Genomic DNA, 17,751 nt, shown 5'->3' with positions numbered 1-17,751 from the left:
AAGAAATTTTCGGGGGGTGGGTCTTTTTGTGCCAAAAACGTGCAAACCCATCATTAAACCACATTTTCGTATAAAAATTGTGCGCAAGGTCGTCGGATCTGCCGCGACCGGACGCTAGCGCACAAAAATTGTGCGCAAGGACGGCAGATCGGCTATTTTGATATCGCGTTCGACTGGAACCCATCGTCATATATGCTCACTTGAGGTAGCCGAAGGAATTCATCCAGACTCTCGATGGAGGATGTTGCATAAAGTACAACAATTGCTGCCCATATCGCGCCTCTCTCCCTTCATTGTTGCATAGTGTACAACAATTCGGCCCTAAACAGACCGTTTCGCACCAAATGGGCTCAAATTGTTGCAGAAAATACAACATTGGGGCGCTGCGCTAACCGCAGATGTTAAGGACACAGAAAAAGACCATCAGGAGAATCGCCTGATGGTCTTCGTATAATTATGAGGCCTAGACGGCGGGCAGGCTATCAGCTTGAGTGGCTGCTTGATTATTTATAGGGGGAATCAGAAGAGGATGCTCGGATAGGGAGTGTCCTTCTTGAAGTTTAGAAACAGAAGGCCCCGTTAATATAACTGGTTTAGGTAGAACGTGCTCATTAGCTAACATGGTGATGTGGAAATGAATCGAGTACATCGTATACACCTCCGGTATAGTTGTTCTCGTGTTATATATTATTACACAAGAGGCTTTTTTGACAACATAATATTTATTAGTGTTATATATATTGACATATAAGCCGGATGTAAGTATGATTAAGACAAATGTAAGGCACCGAAGTACCAACCTCATAGCAAACTTGTTTTCTAGGGTTCCGCGACAGAATGAAGGCTGTTGGTCAGGTCCAAGAGAAGACACACGGTGAGCTTCATCGTGCACACGGAGGGATAAAAGCCCGGGAGGATATCAGAATATGATATCGTCCCGGGTTTTTCTTTTTACCAGTATAAATGGAGAGGGAGAATCGGAATGAGACAAAGAGTGGGTTTTCTGATGATGGTGTTGCTATTGATTTTTACAGTAGTTAGCGGATGTGCGAGCAAAGGGGCAACAAGTACGACAACAGGAAAAAGTGGAGAACCGATTAAATTGGCACTCAGTCCATGGCCGGGTTGGTTTGTGTGGTATTTAGTGAAGGAAAAGGGGTTCTTTGAGAAAAACGGGGTTAACGTTGATCTCGTTTGGTTCCCGGTGTACAGCGATTCCTTATCAGCATTGGCGTCTGGTAAAGTGGATGCGAACAGCCAAACCTTAAGTGATACGCTTGCTCCAGCAAGTAAAGGGATTAAACTCAAAGCAGTGCTGGTGAACGATAACTCCAATGGCGGAGATGGTGTTGTTGTGAAGCCGAGCATTAATTCACTGAAGGATTTAAAGGGTAAGAAAGTAGCGACTGAGCTGGGAACAGTTGATCACCTTCTGATGCTAACCGCTCTTGAAAAGGCGGGGCTTGCCGAGAAAGATGTTGCTTATACGAATATGACGGTTAACGATGCAGGACCTGCTTTCATTTCAGGCAATCTGGATGCCGCGGTGCTATGGGAGCCATTCCTCAGCAAGGCGATTCAAGAGGGCAAAGGCAAGCTATTATTTTCTTCCAAGGATACACCCGGACTTATCCCTGATCTGCTAGTTTTCAAAGAAGAAATAACGAAGAACCGTCCGGAAGACGTGAAAAAAATCATCAACGCTTGGTTCGACGCTTTGGATTACTGGAAGGCCAATCCTGAAGAGTCTTTGAAAATCATGGCCAAAGCGGCGGAGACGCCGGTAGATGAATATAAAGCAGGCGTGGATAGCGTGAAAATTTTCCAGCTTGAAGATAATGTAAAAGCTTTCAAAAAGGGTGACAACTTAGAATCCCTGAATTTCACCTCGCAGAAGACAGCCGAGTTCTTAAAGGGATTAGATATGTTGACTTCCATTCCGAAGGCGGAAAGCTTCTTGGATGGACACTTTGTAGAAGAAGTGCTGAAGGAACGTAAGAAATAACAACTGGAGAGCGAGGGCTCTAAATGGACACCATGGTGAAAAAAAGGCGCAAATCAACGTTGTTTGCCATACGGGGCGATATTAGCCGTAGAACCTATACATCCGGTGTCGTGCTCGTTGTTGGGATAGCTATGCTCTTCTGGAGTGTGCTCAGCTATGGCGACTTTGTAAATCGCACATTCTTGCCTACACCGGATCAAGTTCTTCGTCAGTTTGCAATTCAGCTGCAGAGCTCTGTATTCTGGAACCATGTTGGCATTAGTATATTTCGAGTAGGGGCAGGCTTTCTGCTTGCTTGTTTACTGGGTATTCCGCTTGGCATTCTGGCTGGTACGTTTCGCTTGGCTGAAGCACTGCTCGTTCCTCCGACAGAGTTTATCCGGTATATGCCAGCGACGGCTTTCATCCCGCTTATTATGGTTTGGGCAGGGATAGGTGAATGGGCGAAGGTGATCGTCATCTTCATCGGCTGCTTCTTCCAACTCATGCTGATGGTTGCCGATAATACACGTTCGGTATCGAATGATTTGCTTCAAACCTCCTATACCCTTGGTGCGAACCGCTGGCAAGTCATCGAGAGGGTACTTATTCCTGCTCTACTGCCGGATTTAATGAACACCATGCGATTAATCATCGGTTGGGCTTGGACATATCTCGTTGTGGCTGAGTTGGTTGCGGCTAGCAGCGGACTAGGGTTCTCCATTATGAAAGCGCAGCGGTTCCTCAATACGGATCAGATCTTCGTAGGAATTATCGCCATTGGCTTGCTTGGATTGCTAACGGATCGTACATTTGCTTATTGTCACCGCAGATTTTTCCCGTGGCTGGAAGGAGGTCGTTAAATGTTGCACGCTTTGAATATGGAGCCCTCTGATGATAGAGTTGTGGCTGAGAGTAAAATTACGGCGACGGATATAACGAAGGTATATAGTACTAAGAAATCTCAGTTTGTTGCGTTGGATCGCGTTTCATTCCACGTGGATGCGCATGAGTTTGTCAGTTTTGTCGGTCCGTCGGGCTGTGGCAAGTCCTCTCTGCTCCGAATTCTTGCGGGTTTAGAGCCCTTGACGACAGGTGCATTAAGCATTTCCGGACATGAAATTGATGGTCCTGGCGCTGATCGTGGGATGGTATTCCAGTCATACACCTTGTTCCCTTGGCTTTCTGTGAGGGAGAATATCGAATTCGGACTGACACTCAAAGGCGTTCCTTTGTTCGAAAAGAGGGCCATCTCCGATCGATTTATGGAGCTTGTTGGGCTGCAGAAGTTCGCCAGATCGCTGCCGAAGGAGCTTTCGGGCGGCATGAAGCAGCGGGTTGCTATAGCTCGGGCCCTCGCGAACAATCCGGAAGTTCTGCTGATGGATGAGCCATTCGGTGCGCTCGATCCGCAGACGAAGAATTCGATGCAGGAGCTGTTATTGCGTATTTGGGAAAAGGAAAAAACGACCGTCGTTTTCATTACTCATGACATTGAGGAAGCGATTTTCTTATCGCAGCGCGTGCATGTGATGCAGGCGCATCCTGGAAGGATTCGTCAAGAAGTCGTGATTCCGCAAGGAATTCGTGAGAATTTGGATTGCAAAGATTCGGAGTCGTTCATTAAGCTGAAGAAGCAAATTATTTCGCTTATCGGGGATCATGAGGAGTAACAAGCAGTGAATGCTGGTATCGTAGGCAGAATAAAAGAAGGTGATGAGAATTTCTCATCATCTTCTTTGGCATGAATCGTGGATTCTCAAAACTTTTTTTCGTTACTTTCAACTATTTGGAGATCCGTAGTCATTAAGGATAAGAAGTTTTCTTTAATTTTTACTTTTTCTTCACACTTGCATCACAGTTCTATCATGAACTTCTAGTATGGTGAAGAAGAACGATTTGCCCAAATGAATAGAAGTAGACGGAGGTTTCAATCCAATGAGGAAGTACAGTTCACGCAAGAGCATCACAATCATCGCTGTCGTTACCGCAATAACCGTCACAATAACTGGTTGCAGCACGGCAACAACGGGCACAGCTAAATCAGGGGCTAACGGTCGTTCGGGCACACGTCAAATGACGGTAGAAACACAGCCAGTCAAATTATCAGACATTGGCGGAGGGCAAGTATTTACCGGCTCAATTACACCTGCTTTCACGACGAATCTTTCTTCGAAAGTCAGCGGGCGCATTACATCTGTTGATGTGAATGTAGGGGATCGTGTGAAAGTAGGACAAGCCTTGGCGCATATTGACACAACAACGCTGCAGCAATCCGTCGAGCAGTCTAAGAGTGACGTCGCTTTAAGCCAAGCGCAGTATAGTAAAGTGGTTAATGATCAATCCAATAGTGTGGCTTCGGCTCAAAAAGCTTTGGCTGTACAGCAAGCGGCTTACGAAAAAACGATCAATGATCAAAAAAATGCGGTTGTTTTGGCGCAAGCTCAACTTAATAACGCGATAGCCGCTCAGCAAAATTCCATCGAGAGTGCAAAACAAGGGGTTTCTAACGCACAAGCTAGTTTTAGCAAAGCGCAGGCCGATGCGGCAACAGCCGTAACCGTTGCCCAAACGAACTTGAACTCGCAGCTGGATAGTTTACTCACAACACAGAATAACAATATAGATACCTATCAACTGAATGTGCAGCAAGCAGTAGCTGCGTACAATACAGCAACAGATAAAGCTTCTGCGATGGCCAAACTGCAGAGTGCGCAGCTTCAATTGCAGCAAGCTCAGCAGGCTCAATATAAAGATACGCAGTCCGCTCAACAATCGCTGACGAACTTGCAAAATGCTCTCCTGACAGCTCAAAGCTCTCAGAGCGTGCAAGTAGCTCAAGAGTCTCTGAACGCTGCGCTTCTAGCTTTGGCAAACACACAGGGGACGGCTGCGGCTCAGATAGAGCTTAGCCGGACACAGTTCGCACAGTCGCAGTCTTCGCAGGAAATTGCGAAGAACAGTGCAGAAGCTACGCTTGATCAATCCAAACAATCCTTGATGACAGCACAATCCACGGATTCTTTGCAGGTAAGCGCCGCTCAGCTGCAGCAATCTCAAACGAAATTAAAATTGCTGAGCGAGCAGCTTCAGGACGGTGTATTGACTAGTCCTCTAGACGGAATTGTTAGCTCTATTCTAGTACCTGTTGGACAAAATACAGGTCAATCCGCGGTTATGTCCATTGCTTCTTTTGACCCGGTCATCGCAACAGTGAACGTATCCGAAGCATCTATCGGTAAATTCAAAACGGGATTACCGATGTCGGTTAATGTGCCAACACTGAATAAATCGTTTGAGGGAACGGTATATATTGTTCATCCGACGATGGATGCTACTTCCAAATCGTATTTGGTTGACATTAAGCTGAAGGACGACAAGCATGAGCTGCTGCCAGGGATGTTCGCAACATCGTCTTTGAAAAGCGAAGGTAAGCAATCTATTGTCGTACCAGCTGACGCTGTGCTTAGCCAATCAAGCGGCAACGCCGTATTCATTGTCAAGGATGGCAAAGCCTCGAAGGTGCTTGTGAAAGTCGGCATAATGACGAGCTCTTCTTTTGAAATTACAGGCGGTTTGAATGTTGGCGACGAGCTTGTCGTGAAAGGCCAGGAGCTTCTCTCGGATAATGTGCCTGTCCAAGTAGGTCAATCAGGGCAAGATAGTGGTGCTGGTGCTGGCAAAGGAAATGGCCAAGGCTTCAAAGGTGGCCAAGGTGGGCAAAATGGCCAGGGTGGTCAAGGACAGGGCCAAGGTCAAGGCCAAGGGAGATCCGGTGGTCAAGGTGGCCAAGGCGGCCAAGGCGGACAGGGCCAAGGCCAAGGACAAAGTGGCCAAGGCCAAGGAGGCCAAGGAAGATCTGGTGGTCAAGGCAGATCTGGGGGTCAAGGTCAAGGCACTGATCAAGGTGGCGCAAAGCCCAGTCCAAGCGGAGCTGATGCAGGTACTTCGAAAGCGGGGGCTGGACAGTGAAGTTAGCTAATTTCTCGGTTCATCGTCCAGTCACCATTTTCATGATGATGATCGCGCTGGTCATTGTGGGAGCTATTGCAATTCCACTTTTGCCAGTCGATCTATATCCGAACCTAGAAATACCTTCGGCCACGGTTTCTGTTTCATGGAGCGGCGCTTCACCAGGCCAGATTGAGCAGCAAATTACGAAGCCGATCGAGAATGCCATGGCGACAGTTGCTGGCGTAACGAGTATTAGCTCTAATTCACGGACGGGTTCGGGCAATGTGACGCTGCAATTTAACTATGGAACGGATATTGACCAAGCGACATTAACGATGCGCGATAAATTGGACAGAGTGCGCAGGCAGCTTCCTTCCGATGCCGATGCGCCAGTTGTGTCCAGGGTCGATCCAAACAGTACGCCAATCATGACATTGGCTCTCTATGGGAAAACCGATTTAGTGACGCTGCGTAATTTAGCTGATAACATCGTCAGTCCTGATGTTCAGCGTGCAGATGGCGTGGCATCCGTTGGTGTATCCGGCGGACGGGTGAGACAAATTCAAATTCTCGTCGAGCCGAGCCGCCTGCAGCAATATAACATTTCTTTTAGCACACTTGTATCCGCTCTTGGGAATGATAATTCTTCCACAGATGCAGGACTCGTTAATAAAGGTAAACAACTAGTGCCACTTCATATTGATGGTGAATTTAAATCCACCGCAGATATTGGCAAAGTTCAGGTGCAGCTTGGCAAAGGTCAAACGATCGCGCTAAGCGACCTTGGACAAATCGTCGACACGTATCAAGATGTCACGTTGGAAGCGCGTAAAGACGGAGAAGCCAGTGTCAGTCTTTCGGTGCTTAAACAATCCGACGGCAATACGGTTTCTGTTTCGAGTAATATCCAGAAATCGCTTCAATCTATTCAATCCCAGCTGCCGGAGGGCGTGCACGTCGCTGTATTGAACGATACGGCCAAATTTATTCGCGATTCATTGAATACGGTAATCGAGCATACTTTGCTGGGCGGCGTGTTTTCTGTCATCATTTTGCTATTTTTCTTACGCAGCATAAGAGCAACGCTCATTATTGGTGTGGTGATCCCGATTTCGATCATTAGTACGTTCAGTATGATGTATTTCGGACATCAAACGATTAATACAATCACCTTAGGTGGTTTGGCCCTTGGTCTCGGCTCACTTGTCGACTTTGCGGTCGTCGTACTGGAAAGTATTTTCCGTAAAAGGCACGAAGGACTTTCCCCAGAAGAGGCCGCAAAAGTAGGTACCGCAGAAGTAGGAACGGCGGTTATGGCTTCTGCGCTCGCTCAAATTGCTGTATTTCTGCCAACCGTATTTATTGGCGGCTTGGTTAAGCAATTTTTCTGGCCGATGGCGCTCGTGGTATGTTTTTCCCATATAGCGGCATGGTTCGCGGCAGTAACGTTAGTTCCCATGCTTGCTGCTAAACTTCTACGAGGGAAAGTCGATGAGGAGCTGCCTAAAGGCAGGTCGTTCAATCCATTTATTTGGTTCGGTCGGGCTTTAAACCGCACAACTCACTTATATGGACGGTTGCTCCGTTGGTCAATGCTTCATCGGTGGATCATTATCACCATTACTGTGCTGCTTTTTGCAGCTAGTGTGTACTCTGTTCGGTTTGTAGGAAATGAACTTACGCCTAAGACGGATCAAGGCCAAGTTAATTTAAATATCAACCTGCCGCAGGGGACAGATTTCACAGTAACGAATCAAGTAGCGGCGACGCTCGAAACTAGATTGAAAGACGTTCAGGAAATCGATTCCGTCTTTACTTCCGTTGGCTCTTCTGGGGGCGGTGCTTTTCAATCCTCAGCAACGAACTCGGCGAGTATTCAGATCAGGCTGAAACCGCTAAGCGAGAGGAAGAAAAGCACAGATCAAGTCGCTGAACAAATTCGTGGACTCACGACTGGTTTTGCTGGTGCGCAAATTGGTGTCAGTATACCTTCGGGTGTAAGGCTTCCAGGTCTTGGCGGCGGTGGGAATTTTGGCGGCGGAGACATCCAGGTGAATCTTTCCGGTCCCGACTTAACGATTTTGCAAAAATTGGGTGACTTGGTGGCCCAAGAAATCAGTTCTGTAGACGGTACGCGAAATGTTCAAAATACACTGGATCGTTCGATCCCGCAATTCAATCTAACGATTGATCGCGATGCGGCAGCTCACTACGGGGTTTCGCTGCGTGACGTCATGACAGCTTTGCGGACTGCCTACCAGGGTAGTGTCGCTACGCAATTTAAAACAGCCAGCTCACAAATCTCGGTTCTCGTGAAGTATCCGAACGATTTTACGAATAAGCTTGAAAACTTCAACAATATTACCATTAATACGACTGCTGGGGCGGTTATTCCTGTCAGCCAGATTGCCAAGGTCGAGCCAGGAACAGGACCTGCGCAAATTCGCAGACAAGATCAGAATCGGGTAGCGACGGTTCAGGCATCTGTTTTTGGCGCTTCGGTTGGGGAAGTATCCGCTCTGGTGAAACAGAAGATCGATGCCATTCAACCACCTGATGGCTATCAGATAACGATGGGCGGTCAGCAGACGAGTCAAAATGATTCCTTTAAGAGCTTGTTTTTGATCCTAATCCTTTCGGTCGTATTGGTTTACATGGTTATGGCGAGTCAATTTGAATCGTTATACGGCCCTTTTATCATCATGTTCTCATTACCGCCTACGTTCATTGGGGCGATCCTTGGACTTGTTGTGACAGGTCGGACCATCAATATGAATTCGATTATCGGGATGATTATGCTGGTCGGTATCGTTGTGAACAACGCGATTGTTTTGATCGATTACACGAATCAACTGCGCACCAAAGGAATGCCGCTCTTCGATGCCTTAATTGAAGCTGGTAAGGTGCGTTTGCGTCCGATTCTCATGACGACGGCAACGACGGTGCTCGCGATGCTGCCGCTTGTAATCGGCTTCGGTGATGGCGCGGAGACACAAGCGTCGATGGCGACAGTTGTCGCATTCGGTTTAACCTTGTCCACACTTGTAACTTTAGTGTTGATTCCGGTTGTTTATACACTGCTTGACAGCTGGATGAACGGGATCAAAAAGCGATTCAAACGCAAACCGACTGCAACGCAGGAGTCGGGAACGACAGTTTCGTTGTGATACTTGGAAAATATGCTTACGAAGTTAGCTTTCCAAAGGAAAGCTCTAAGGAGAAGGCTCATGAAAAAAATGAAACGTAACGTTTCCTTCTGGTTGTTAGGCCTTATGCTGCTTAGTGCCTTTACGGCTTTCTCGGGAGTGCCTGAGAAAGCCTGGGCTGATGCGAGCCTGCCAGCCACTGGGACTGCCGATATCAATCCGTCTACCATCCTTCAAATCAGTGGTGGAAAAGGCTTCACCGTCCTTCTCAAGAAAGACGGAACTGTGTGGACGTGGGGAGACAATCTGCGTGGCAAGCTCGGATCGGGTTTGAATAATCGCAATCAACCAACCCCTATTAGCGGATTGTCGAATATTAAAGCAATTGCGGTTGGTCAGTCCCATACGCTTGCGTTGAAAGCGGACGGCACTGTGTGGGCTTGGGGAGAAAACACCTTTGGTCAACTAGGGGATGGAACCACCGTGGATCGCACTTCACCGGTTCAGGTTGCGGACTTGACCCATGTGACGGCGATCTCAGCGGGTAATTTTCACTCCGTAGTTGTCAAAGACGATGGTACAGCTTGGAGCTGGGGCGACAATACGTATGGACAGCTAGGGGACAGCACGAATACAGCACAAAATAAGCCAGTTCAAGTCAAAGGAAACATCGTTTCTGTTAAAGCTATTGCCAGCGGTGCTTATCATACCTTAGCGATTGATCAAGATGGTGTCGTATGGGCGTGGGGAGACAACTATTTTGGTGAGCTTGGTTACGGATATGACCAGAATCGGTTGAACACACCTATCATGGTGACGAGCTCTTATTGGCACATTACTCAAATTGCGGCTGGTTTTGACTATTCCATGGCGCTCAAAGACGACGGAACCGTGTTGACATGGGGACTCATGACATCGGATCCGAGCTCGATGTATAATGCCGTCAATTCAGGTACGGAAGAACAGAAGCTGCCGCTTCTCGTAACGGGGCTGGACAACGTAACCCAAATCTCCGCCGGTACCTCTCATGCCGTTGCATTAAAGAAAGATGGCAGCGTGTATGCATGGGGAGACAATGCCTCAGGCCAATTGGGTGTAGGAACCGCTTATGACGGTAAAACTTGGAACCAAACGTTCCCTGATCACGTCGATGGGCTCCCAGAGATTGCTCGTCTTGGGACTGGTACCAATTTTACATTTGCCGTAGGGAAAGATGATAGTCTTTGGGCTTGGGGGAATAACAGTTACAGTCAGCTGGGTGACAAGACATTGAATAACCAACCTGCTCCCATACAAATCCAAGTGAATACTTGGATAAATCCACCTGTAGTAAAGCCAGGTGAAGGCACGGTCATCATGAAGAGTCCTAGAGTACTCCCGCTTGCGGCCGGAGAAAATGATACATTTGTCATTAAGAATAATCGTCTTTACGGTTGGGGAAGTAACACGTTCGGCCAACTAGGGGTGGGTTCGAACTCCTCTAAAATAGCACCAGAGCAACTGAACCTTGAGCAAGCAGTAGCCGTGGATGCAGGAGATGCTCATACCGTGGCTGTCAAAGAAGATGGAACCTTGTGGACTTGGGGGCAAAACTTCTTTGGCCAGCTGGGTGATGGAACAACGACGTCTCGGACTACTCCTGCGCAAGTCAATGGATTGACTGGCGTTGTTGCAGCAGCTGCTGGCAGCAATCATACGATTGCCCTGCTAAATAATGGTTCCGTGTGGAGCTATGGCGATAATACTTACGGACAGCTGGGTCATGATCGCACGGCAGAGTCTAATCAAATTGTGCAGCTGTCGAATATCGTTGCAGTGGCGGCAGGCTCCAACTTCAATTTGGCTCTGCAAAATACAGGGAAGATTTGGGCATGGGGGGATAATACGAGCGGACAGCTGGGAGACGGCACTTTGGCCGGCAAGCAGCAGCCCGTTGAGATTAACGGTGTAACTGGAGTCGTCGCAATAGCCGCTGGGAAAAATTATGCCCTTGCGCTTAAAGAAGACGGAACGGTTTGGGCGTGGGGTTATAATGCTTATGGTGAGCTAGGTGATGGTACAATAGCGACACAAACCAAACCAGTTCAAGTCACCGGTTTAATGAATATCAAATCCATTGCAGCCGGTACTTATCACAGCATAGCGGTTAAAGACGATGGAACAGTCTGGGTTTGGGGTCAGAACTTATTTGGTCAATTGGGTGACGGTTCAAAAACCAATCAGAACAAACCAGTGCTAATGAAGAACTTAGGCACTGCGGATACAGCAGCCGCTGGCGGGACTCACAGTATTGTGAAGCTGAAAGATGGCACCATTTGGTCATGGGGAGGCAACTACACGGGGCAGCTCGGCGACAACTCATTAACGAATCGAAGCTTGCCGACTTTAATAAGCGGTCTAAGTGCTAATTTCAATGATCTTGAGGGCCATTGGGCCAAAGATTCTATTCTTCAAGCAGCAGATAAAGGCTTCGTTGAAGGGTATAGTAACGGAAGCTTCCTTCCTGATCACGCCATTACTAGAGCTGAATTTCTAAAACTAGCCGTTAAGGCCATGAACGTGCCCGTATCTACAGTCAGTACAGATCAAGCATGGTATCAGCCTTATCTAGACGTTCTACAAAAAACGGGCATCTTGCAAGCGGGGGATCTTCAAACGGATTGGAATCTGCCGATTACTCGTCAGGAGATTGCGACGTTGGCCCTGCGCTTCGTAAGCCCCGAGCTACAGAAAATGAATACAGTTGTAAACCCCAACTTTGTCATGCTCGGAGCTGTGAACAAAGGGATTCTTCAAGGCTTAAACGCTGGAAACCTCGCTCCGGCCGAGGCGACAACCAGAGCGCAAGCGGTTATTGTCATTGAGCGGATTTTGAAAGTTCAGCAGGGAATTAGTCTTCCTGTGGACCCCTTAGCTGTCGAGCAAGCTAAACAGAGTGCAGGTAACAGTCAATAGGGATAGAGAAATAGAAAAAGGAACAGACTCCGAAGAAGACCGTAGTTTAGAGAGTAAATTCTCTATAAGCGGTCTTTTTTGCTGCAACGGTACTAAGTAGAAATCACTCCTATCACCACTTTCGAAATTTGACGAGCGATTTGCTTATCGATAAAATGAGTTAAAGCATTTCAAGAATGAGGGATTTCTTATGAAGAGAAGTAAACAGCCCACCATAGTCGATGTTGCTTCCGAAGCGGGCGTTTCCATTGCGACGGTTTCCAATGTTCTGAATCGGAGAAAGGTGCCGATGTCGCCGGAGACGATACGCAAAGTGGAGGAGGCTGTTGTACGGCTGGGTTATCGCCGCAATGTGATGGCAACGAACCTTAGTCGGCGTCGATCTTATGAGTTAGGGCTTATCATACCGCATTTTGGCGGCTATTATGGCCGATTTGCAGAGAAGTTGGAGCAGAAAGTACATAGTTTCGGCTATCATTTATCCGTTTTTTCAGCAGCGGGGATGGATCCAGTGATCGAGAAGCGTCACCTGGAACACTTGCTGCAGCGAAGAGTTGACGGTTTAGTGAGCCATGGTTTAGCGATGAGTATGGAATCGACCCAGCAGTTAGTCGGGGAGGGCACGCCGCTGGTTATCTTTAATGGCTGGGGCTGGCCTAGCGAAATCGTCAAGCTGGCGGTTAATTTGGATTTCGCGAAGGCTTCGACGGAAGCTGTCCAGCATTTCCTTGCAAACGGCTGCCGCTCTATTATTTATGCCGGCAGGCGCAAAGGGATGGGGGCCAACGAGCAGCGTATTAAAGGGTTTATGGCAGGACTAGGCAATAATGCCAAGTCGACGGTGCATGCGCTTTTGGATGCGGGAGAGCTCGGTATCGAAGGTACACTGGAGGAAGCTCTGCGCATAAGCGGGGAGCAGCGACCTATCGGCATCTACACCTTTAATGATGCGTTGGCGCTAGAGCTTCTAGCTGTATGTCATGAGCGAGGCATTCGCGTGCCAGAGGATGTGCAGTTGATTGGAATGGATAATGAACTGTTTTCTAAGGCCAGCTTTCCGTCTATCACAAGCTTTGATATGCCTGTCGAGCTGCAAACGAGCTTAGTGGCGGCTTTTCTGATGCGGCAGATTGGTGAAGACTTGGACGAGGAGAATACACAGCTTCTGGAAGAGTACCTGCCGCGTATTCACGTACATGAGCTATTTATTGATTTGGAAATGATTGTCCGGAAATCTACAACAACATGAAAAGACCGTTATACTCTCATTATGATGAGAAGTATAGCGGTCTTTTTGGCATATCCCTGATTAGATTTGAAGCTCATTTCTATTCGTTTGTCGTTGATGCTTCAAGAACTCTTTGCCATAATCCCCATGTGGATTAATGTCGGCATGTTCAATTTGGATGGTGGAGTGCTCGATGCCATATTTGCTTTTCAGCGTTTCATTAATCGCAAGAATAACACAGAAGGGTTGAATGTTAGGATTGATGAACACATGCGCGGTTAAAGAGTAGTGATCCGTCGAAACCGCCCACAGATGCATCTCATGCACATCTTCAACGCCTTCAACACCCGCGATCTCGCTGCGAATTTCATCCAAATTGAAGCGCTCAGGCACTGACTCCATCAGAATCAGGTAAGATTCTCGAATTATTTTGCTCCCACCAATGAAAATAATACCGCCAATAACCATCGAAATCAGAGGATCGAAAAAGAGAAGTCCTGTGTAATAAATGATAATAGAAGAGATAATGACACCTACCGAGCTGAGTAAATCGCCGAAAAAGTGCCACAGCGCGCTTTTCACATTCAGATTGTCCTCTTCTTTCACACTGTTATGGAGAACCAATGTGAGCACAAGATTGACAACGAAACCGATGGAGGCAATCCCGAGCATAAGAGTAAGCTTAATCGGCTGCGGGTCAATCATACGTTGAATCCCTTCGATGAAAATGCCCAAAGCAATGATACAGAGGGCTAACCCATTAAGAAATGAAGCGATAATCTCAAACCGCAGGAAACCAAAGGTGAACCGCGCATTAGGCTGACGAGTAGCCAGCTTCAGAGCAACCATGCTTAGTCCCAAAGCGATGACGTCGGAGATCATATGAGCAGAGTCGGATAGCAATGCAAGTGAATTAGAGAGCACCCCACCTACAATTTCTACAATAGTGAAAAAGGCGGTCAGTATGAGAGTTATCCATAACGTTTTTCTGGATTTGCTCTGTTCTTTCACATGATGGAGATGGTGATAGTCGTATTCGATACTCATACGTTTCCTCCTTATTTATAATAATTCTAATTAAGATCATTATATGCCAGACTTTCGTAAGGTGCAACTGATTTTGTGTAAAGAGTATATGAAGAGCGTGAGACAGGTATAATGTGTGTAAAATAAAGCGCTTTCTAATTTGTAACATAATTGAAATGTTCCTGTTATGGTTTCATAATGTTGGCGAGGTATTATAATAACCAAGACCCCCTTTTTAATATAAACTTTTGAACTCGGCCCCGTTGGCTGGGTTCCTTTTTTTTGTTTAAACGGGCCGACAATCCAGCGAAAGTAAAGCCTTCTATTTAAACCAGCCTTTTTTCCAAAACCAAGCGAACATACCGAAACCAATCCCAAACATGATTACGAGAATTGCAAAATAACCCCCGTGCCACTTCAGTTCAGGCATATAAGCGAAATTCATCCCATAAAGACCAGCAATGAACGTTAATGGCATGAAGATCGTCGTGATTACGGTCAACGTTTTCATGATAGTATTCATTCGGTTTGAATTCAGGGAGATATAGCTATCCCTCATATCAGCCGTCATGTCGCGGTTAGAATCAATCATTTCAGACAGCTTGAGCAGATGATCATGAATGTCCGTGAAAAAGACGAGCTGCTCGCGAAGATGCTCGATTCGATCTGTATTGATGACCCTGTACAGCAAGTCACGCATGGGCACGATGGTGCGACGCAATTTTAACAATTTGGCCCGAATTCCAAAAATATGTTTCATTAAGACTTCAATGGATTCGGCATCAAAATTGTTCTCGATATCATCCAATTGATCTTCGATTAGGTAGATGCTAGGGAAATATTGATCCACCAAATTGTCGAGAACTAGATAGGCCGCATAAATATGACCTTCATTCCGCAACAGTTCTTGTTCCGAAATTCGGCTCCAAGCATCTTCAATTTCCCTCGATTCATGCAAATGAAAGGTCACAATGTAGTTACTTCCCAGAAACATGTCGACTTCTTCAGCATCAAGTGTCATAGCATTAATCCCATGCATCACAAAAAAGTGAACGTTCTCATAGTGATCCATCTTCGGTCGTTGCAGTAAGAAAAAGCAGTCCTCTATAGCCAGCGGATGAAAGTGGAAATGCTCCTTCAGATGCCGCGCTTCCTCCTCGCTTGGATTATGAAAGTCGACCCAATACCACTTAATGTTCGGGCCTAGAAGCTCCTCGAAAGGGACATTATGGAGCACCTTGAAGTCCATGGTAATAGCAAGGGAACGAATCATCATTAAAACTCCTTGGCTCATATTTTCATCTGCTTAATTTTAGCATTTATATAACGTAAAGAATGTGTACATAAGTGTGTACATAGTAATACTTTCTAGCGTCCGTGTAGTTATTGAGTTGTCCAGAATATTAATACACATCTACTAAAGAGTTTTTCTCTATATATAAAGAATACCATAAATTTTAATAAAGAATAAAAATGAACAATATAAACCTCCGGCGGCAAATGGGATAGCTCCCTTTTGAATCCCATATTCCCTCGCCGGGAGGCAGCCCTTCAAACTTAAGTTTGAAGGGCATCAAAAGGGTCAGCTAAAGGAAACGCTCGTCAAGCCTTCGGCTTCTCCGCTTCGCTTCGACCCAAAGGGTGACGGCTTACTGTTCTGCACTAAACGACTTACTGTGCTGCTGGGCTCTGTTAAAAACTCAATTTTGATTTTATCATTACGCTAACGGGCAGGATACTTCCAATATGTTAAGCAACTATGGTATGTTTAATGCGCCGTCATATTAATTTAGGGGAGTTACTCAATTGAATATTAAGATGAATGAATGGATTATAGAAGCAGATATTACAAGTATGCAAACAGCTATGGAAGCAGGTTCTATAACATCTGAAGAAATAGTTCAAGTATATTTAGAACGAATTAATAAATATGATTTGAGTATCAATTCAATTTTAGAAATAAACCCAGAAGCAATAGAAATTGCCAGAGCTTTAGACAAAGAACGTAAGGAAAAAGGGAGTCGGGGAAAACTGCATGGGGTTCCCATCTTACTAAAGGATAATATCGATACGCAGGATAAAATGCACACGAGTGCCGGCTCAATTGCTTTAGCTGGATCATTTGCAGCAAAGGATTCATTTATAGCCTCAAAACTGCGAGCAGCAGGTGCCGTTTTTCTCGGTAAAACAAATATGTCTGAGTGGTCCAATTTTATATCAAGTTCTATGCCAGCGGGATACAGTTCACGAGGCGGGTTTGTTCTTAACCCATATGGTCAAGGAGAGTTATTTGTTAGTGGTTCTAGTTCAGGTTCTGCGGCTGCCGTAGCTGCAAATTTGGGAGCGGCATCAATAGGCACGGAAACAGCGGGGTCCATTGTAGGTCCTGCAAGTCAACATTATGTTGTGGGAATCAAACCTACTGTTGGACTAGTTAGCCGGGCAGGGATAATACCTATCTCAAGTAGTCAGGATACCCCTGGACCAATAGCTAGGAATGTTTCGGATGCAGTTATTATCTTAGGTACATTAACTGGAGTTGACGACCAGGATAGTGCTACTTTAGCGAGCGAAAAATGTGCTCATCAAGATTACACACCATTTTTAGATTCGAACTTTTTGCGTCAGGCAAGAATTGGTATCCCAAGACACTATTATAAGGATTTAGACGAAGAAAGACTCTCTATCATGGAGGCTGCCATCCATACATTGAAAGAGGAAGGCGCAACAATTATTGATTCTGTCATTCTTCACGTTGAGCAGCAAAATTGGAATAATGATGTCATTACCTACGAATTTAAAAAAGGTTTAAATAGATACTTATCACAATTAGCGGATACTGTACCGATTCACTCTTTGGAAGAATTGATTGAATATAATAAAAACCATATGGAGGAAGCTTTAAGATATGGGCAAGACACGCTTATAAGATCAGAAGAAACAAGTCTGACTGAGATAACTTATCTGCAGAAGAAACAAGAATACATGGAATTAGCTCTAAAACAAGGAATAGATTATGCATTAGACAAGTATAAGTTAGATGCATTGCTGGTTCCTGGTGATGTGGATGGCTTGTATATTGCTGCTCGATTGGGATATCCATTGATTTCTGTTCCAGCAGGATATTCATCAAAGGGAGTTATTGACTCAAATGGTAATTCTACAAAAGGTCCTTTTGGTGTAGTTTTTTCAGGTAGAGCGTTTAGTGAGCCTACATTGATTAAAATTGCGTACGGTTTTGAACAAGCTACAAATCACCGTTTTCCTCCTAAATTTGATTAGACTTGATATGTCAGCTTGTACCGCTAACGCAGAACTATAGTTGAACAAACGTAAAAAGGCTGCCGCGTTCAGCCTTTGTAAGCGTCAAATAAGTTAGTGTATAGAAACTTCCCTCATTCTTTGAGACAATTCCCTTAATCAGAGTTTTTAGACTTCGGTCGAAAAACTCCAAAGGG

General features: G+C 46.0%; 10 protein-coding genes and 1 riboswitch. Of the genes, 8 read left to right on the top strand and 2 right to left on the bottom strand.

Annotation, left to right across the window (positions count from 1 at the left end; translation table 11 throughout):
- Positions 1–808: 808 nt before the first annotated feature.
- Positions 809–917, top strand: a riboswitch (guanidine-I (ykkC/yxkD leader).
- A gap of 65 nt (positions 918–982) precedes the next feature.
- The 7 genes from ASG93_RS18640 (at position 983) to ASG93_RS18610 (ending at position 13,288) form a co-directional block, all read left to right on the top strand.
- On the top strand, positions 983–2,005 hold the full coding sequence (locus ASG93_RS18640; protein WP_056834132.1) for an ABC transporter substrate-binding protein: 1,023 nt from the start codon (positions 983–985) through the stop codon (positions 2,003–2,005).
- A gap of 23 nt (positions 2,006–2,028) precedes the next feature.
- Positions 2,029–2,847, top strand: coding sequence for an ABC transporter permease (locus ASG93_RS18635; protein ID WP_235550889.1), 819 nt, complete (start codon positions 2,029–2,031; stop codon positions 2,845–2,847).
- The gene (locus ASG93_RS18630; RefSeq protein WP_156410956.1) at positions 2,848–3,657 is read left to right on the top strand and encodes an ABC transporter ATP-binding protein; all 810 of its coding nucleotides are present in this window, start codon (positions 2,848–2,850) and stop codon (positions 3,655–3,657) included. It abuts the gene before it with no gap.
- 265 nt (positions 3,658–3,922) lie between these two features.
- Entirely contained in the window at positions 3,923–5,956 is a 2,034-nt protein-coding gene (locus ASG93_RS18625; protein WP_056834130.1) for an efflux RND transporter periplasmic adaptor subunit, read from the top strand.
- Positions 5,953–9,105, top strand: coding sequence for an efflux RND transporter permease subunit (locus ASG93_RS18620; RefSeq protein ID WP_056834128.1), 3,153 nt, complete (start codon positions 5,953–5,955; stop codon positions 9,103–9,105). Before ASG93_RS18625 ends, ASG93_RS18620 begins: the two co-directional genes overlap by 4 nt.
- A 60-nt stretch (positions 9,106–9,165) precedes the next feature.
- A complete protein-coding gene (locus ASG93_RS18615; RefSeq protein ID WP_056834126.1) occupies positions 9,166–12,039 on the top strand; it encodes an S-layer homology domain-containing protein in 2,874 nt (957 codons plus the stop codon).
- A 190-nt stretch (positions 12,040–12,229) separates the two neighbouring features.
- Positions 12,230–13,288, top strand: a complete 1,059-nt coding sequence (locus ASG93_RS18610; RefSeq protein ID WP_056834124.1) for a LacI family DNA-binding transcriptional regulator — start codon at positions 12,230–12,232, stop codon at positions 13,286–13,288.
- Between the two features lie 60 nt (positions 13,289–13,348).
- On the opposite strand, the gene ASG93_RS18605 is transcribed toward ASG93_RS18610, so the two are convergent.
- Positions 13,349–14,314 carry a cation diffusion facilitator family transporter gene (locus ASG93_RS18605; protein WP_056834122.1) on the bottom strand — a complete coding sequence of 322 codons (966 nt, stop codon included), beginning with the start codon at positions 14,312–14,314 and terminating at the stop codon, positions 13,349–13,351.
- 301 nt (positions 14,315–14,615) lie between these two features.
- Positions 14,616–15,566 carry a magnesium/cobalt transporter CorA gene (gene corA / locus ASG93_RS18600; RefSeq protein WP_056834120.1) on the bottom strand — a complete coding sequence of 317 codons (951 nt, stop codon included), beginning with the start codon at positions 15,564–15,566 and terminating at the stop codon, positions 14,616–14,618.
- Positions 15,567–16,099: 533 nt separating this feature from the next.
- Here corA and ASG93_RS18595 point away from each other — a divergent pair.
- Complete coding sequence (locus tag ASG93_RS18595; protein WP_056834118.1) at positions 16,100–17,575, top strand: amidase family protein; 1,476 nt, start codon at positions 16,100–16,102, stop codon at positions 17,573–17,575.
- Positions 17,576–17,751 lie beyond the last annotated feature (176 nt).

Source organism: Paenibacillus sp. Soil787, from assembly GCF_001429545.1.
GTDB lineage: Bacteria > Bacillota > Bacilli > Paenibacillales > NBRC-103111 > Paenibacillus_E.
This window is presented reverse-complemented; position numbering and strand designations above follow the sequence as displayed.

Excerpts from the sequence above, each read along its gene's own strand:
- ASG93_RS18640 (WP_056834132.1), top strand. The coding sequence starts at position 983 with ATGAGACAAAGAGTGGGTTTTCTGATGATGGTGTTGCTATTGATTTTT.
- ASG93_RS18635 (WP_235550889.1), top strand. The coding sequence starts at position 2,029 with ATGGACACCATGGTGAAAAAAAGGCGCAAATCAACGTTGTTTGCCATA.
- ASG93_RS18630 (WP_156410956.1), top strand. The coding sequence starts at position 2,848 with ATGTTGCACGCTTTGAATATGGAGCCCTCTGATGATAGAGTTGTGGCT.
- ASG93_RS18625 (WP_056834130.1), top strand. The coding sequence starts at position 3,923 with ATGAGGAAGTACAGTTCACGCAAGAGCATCACAATCATCGCTGTCGTT.
- ASG93_RS18615 (WP_056834126.1), top strand. The coding sequence starts at position 9,166 with ATGAAAAAAATGAAACGTAACGTTTCCTTCTGGTTGTTAGGCCTTATG.
- ASG93_RS18610 (WP_056834124.1), top strand. The coding sequence starts at position 12,230 with ATGAAGAGAAGTAAACAGCCCACCATAGTCGATGTTGCTTCCGAAGCG.
- ASG93_RS18605 (WP_056834122.1), bottom strand. The coding sequence starts at position 14,314 with ATGAGTATCGAATACGACTATCACCATCTCCATCATGTGAAAGAACAG.
- corA (WP_056834120.1), bottom strand. The coding sequence starts at position 15,566 with ATGATTCGTTCCCTTGCTATTACCATGGACTTCAAGGTGCTCCATAAT.